This is a genomic window from Candidatus Jordarchaeum sp., from assembly GCF_052745115.1.
Genome location: NZ_JBRAKS010000386.1, coordinates 1 through 3,503 on the forward strand (window position 1 = coordinate 1; position 3,503 = coordinate 3,503).

At 32.9% G+C, this 3,503-nt stretch carries 3 protein-coding genes; all 3 read right to left on the bottom strand.

What is annotated here, in order from left to right; translation table 11 throughout:
* Positions 1–716: 716 nt before the first annotated feature.
* The 3 genes from ACUVXA_RS18280 to ACUVXA_RS18290 all read right to left on the bottom strand — a co-directional run bounded on the left by ACUVXA_RS18280 (position 717) and on the right by ACUVXA_RS18290 (position 3,156).
* Entirely contained in the window at positions 717–1,484 is a 768-nt protein-coding gene (locus ACUVXA_RS18280) for a DUF2110 family protein (protein WP_445872723.1), read from the bottom strand.
* A gap of 299 nt (positions 1,485–1,783) precedes the next feature.
* The gene (locus ACUVXA_RS18285) at positions 1,784–2,302 is read right to left on the bottom strand and encodes a GNAT family N-acetyltransferase (RefSeq protein WP_445872724.1); all 519 of its coding nucleotides are present in this window, start codon (positions 2,300–2,302) and stop codon (positions 1,784–1,786) included.
* 317 nt (positions 2,303–2,619) lie between these two features.
* Positions 2,620–3,156, bottom strand: a complete 537-nt coding sequence (locus tag ACUVXA_RS18290) for a transcription factor E (RefSeq protein WP_445872725.1) — start codon at positions 3,154–3,156, stop codon at positions 2,620–2,622.
* Positions 3,157–3,503: the final 347 nt, after the last annotated feature.

Below are 3,503 nucleotides of genomic sequence, written 5' to 3' on the forward strand. Positions count from 1 at the left end.
AAGCCTGTGGGGGGGAGAAGCCTCCGCGTTTTTGAGCAAAACCATCAAAAGAGTGGGGCTTATTTTGTGTGATGACTCCAGGGGTTGCCGGCTTCTGCGTCCCTGGCCCCATTTTTCTACACAGTGGTGTTAAAAATAGGAGGGGAACCGCGGTCTCCAACCGGCCACCACAACAGGTTAAAAACTGGGAGAGGGGATTAAACACGGGAAAGCCTTTTCCGGGACAAATTTTTCTGAAAGGTTTTTGAATCCAAGCAAGGAAAACAAGCAGTAATTGGAAAAAACGAAAAACCTCAAAAATATTCGTGAAGGATGCGGAAAGTGGGATTTATTTTCTTAAATAAAGTTTATGAAATAACATAAGAAAACTTCAAAATAAACCTACATAAGCTTCGCTCTTTAGACAAATTATGAAAACGATTTCCATGGCAAATAACTTGACAATGTTAAATTTGTTTTATCGCTATTCTTTTCCCTGATTTTTCCCCTTTCACGTGAGGAAAAATGGCTTTTTCTGCTGCTTTTAGTAATGCTGGAAACGAAAACTAATCTAATTTAACATTGTCGAGATAAAATATTTTTAAAATGAGAATTGAGAGGAGCAGGAAATTCTTCATTGGAAGATGGGTGTCCTTATGTTTTGTAGTGTATATCCGATTAATTAAAGTTATATGCATAAAATTTGTAAATAGTCTTTTTTAAAAGATTTTTGTTGATTAACTCATAAGTGATTTAATATTTTTGGGTATAAAGCCTTTCATCGGTATATTTGGAAGAAATTTTCCAATTTCTGAGATTAATCCTGGGGCTTCAGTATTGTATTTACATACCACAGCCTGTTCTAAGAGACCCAAACGTTCAATGGAAAGTATATCCTGTAAATGGCCAGATTTAATAATCGCTTTCCTTATCTGTTGACGTGTGGAACCACAAATTATAATCCTATCCAATGCACTATTTATCCATTTTTTAAAGATAGATACTTGATTATCGCTTAACTTTGCTTTAATATTATTAGTTTCCTTATCGACTTTTATTATTTCTAATTCAAGAGGGAAATTTTCAATAAGAGCAAAATTAGTAATAATCTTACGTAGGGTTCTCCGAAGATTATTCAACAACTGTTCTCTTAATTTGAAAAGAGGAATAAACACGTCTTTTTTATTGGAATCCAAACCAATATCGACATAAACACCATACCCAAACTTAGTTGGCTCAACAAGTTTGCCTCTACAAATCAAACCTTGATGCAGGTCACTCATTCCATAAGTTGAACCAAATTCGTAATTTAGAAAGTTTTTAGCCGCCTCCGCATCTTCTCCCTCCAAAGTTAGTTGAATCCATCCCCTCTCGTTAATATCTATATTTAACATTTTAATCTTCAGTTCAGAAATTTCATTTCTAATACTGCTTCTTATTGAATGGAATGCTAACTCTATTTGTGGGCCGTAAATTTTTTCAGGAATTAAAAACACTTGCTTCATAGGTTTAAAAATATGCAGTTTCTTTTGAAGTTTTTCATCACTTAATTGGTTCTAAAAAATATTATTGTAAGTTAATTTGTATCCTGAATCGAATTATCTACAATCAATTTGGTTAAATATGAAAATTAAAAATACACCTTAGGTGTAATTATTTTTAATTCAGAAATGGTGCGAAAAAGTTTAAAATCCTTCAGAAACCCTACCGAAAAATGCAAAAACTGTGATAAAAGACGATTGAAAACGGAAAAAAATTCCGGAAGTATTAATTACGCCTAAGGTCTAATCTAAATTTGGCATCACTACAAGGCAATATCAAAAGAAGACGGATACACCACAGTTCCGCTAACACTATCTAAAGCACTAGGTATGACCTCACGAATTAAAAATGCTTGATCTGGAACATCGAAAGAAGTTTTTACTCCAAGCGCACGTGCAGGCTTGAATCCAAAACGTGGATAATAATCAGGGTGCCCTATAACTATTACAATTCCATAGCCCAGACTCCTACATTCTTTGATACCTTTTATAACTAACTGAGACCTAATTCCACTGTTTTGATACTTTGGTCGAACTGCCATGGGTGCAAGTGCAAGTGCAGAAACCCTACGATTTTCAGACTGGATTATTATCTTGCTGAACAAAATATGCCCAACAATCAAACCATTTAGAACCGCCACAAGAGATAGTTCGTGGATAAAGTCGGGTGATGATCGTAAGACTTCAACCAGCCGAGCCTCATTATCCTGTTCAAAAGCAAGACTATGCATTTCAGAAATTTCAGAATAGTCCTCAGGTTCTTCAGAACGAATATGGATCATATGTCCTCAGCACCTAAATCGCTTTATAGAAATAACGTTTTTAATCGTATTTTATCATAGCCTAATTTAAATTTGAAACATAAGTTATAATTAAAAAGATTAATTTATTCTTAAATTTTGCCAAATCAAATGATACCGTGCTATTTAAAATTCACAATATAGACATTATACATAAATCAATTATTATGAGGACATTTTCCTGTATCTTTAAACCTTACAAACAATTATTCTTTAAAAAAATAGAACGTATTCAGACCTACTCTGTGCAATTAAAGACTATCATAATATAATTAATTCTCTTGTAAATGGAGAAGATCTCAAAATTTCAGATCCCTTAATTCATTTTCTAATTCTTCAATTTTATTCTCAAGAAGTTCAATTGACTTGTCATTTCTAACAAATATTAGGGTTTTGGAACAATTGGGGCATTTAAATGAAGCATCCATCGCGATATCAAAAGTTAGCTGCTCACAATTAGCATCGCCACAATGAAAGATCATATTTCCTCTTTCATATTCAAGCCTTTCTTTAAGTCTTTGACATACCATACATTTTCTAGAAATTATGAGATTTCTCAATTTTTCCGGATTCAGTTTCCAGAAGTAAATGAACCAACCTGTTCTAGTGTCTCTGGTTCTTCTATATGACGCAAGTCGATTCTCGTATAACCTATACAAAACTTTTCTCACAGCATTTAAACGCATTTCAGTTTTTTCCGCAATCTCCTCATCCGTAGCTTCATCTTTATCAGATAAAGCATTAGCAACTTTTACCGCGTTTTCACCGCCAATTTCTTCAATTATAGATGCAAAAAGACCGTCTCCTCCCACTTTTTTAACAGCTGTTAAAATCATTTTAATCACCATCGTTTTCGGGTTCACGCGTCCTCCAATTGATCTAAATGCTAGCAATTTATGACGTTAATATATATTTGTACGTTCTCATTAAAAAAACTTACTATTTTCAGTAGTATTTTATGATAGATAAATAAAAAATACATAGTTCTTTAATCTCTCTTTATAAACTATAAAGATAGATGATTTTGAATAAATATTGCAACAATATCCAATAATATTAAAATTAATATTCAAAATTATTTATAATGACTTATATATATCTAAATACAACTTCTCATTACTTGTTAATAGAGATTGTAGAAGTTAGGGACATTTGTCACCCCTTGCTGTTAATTGGTAGGATG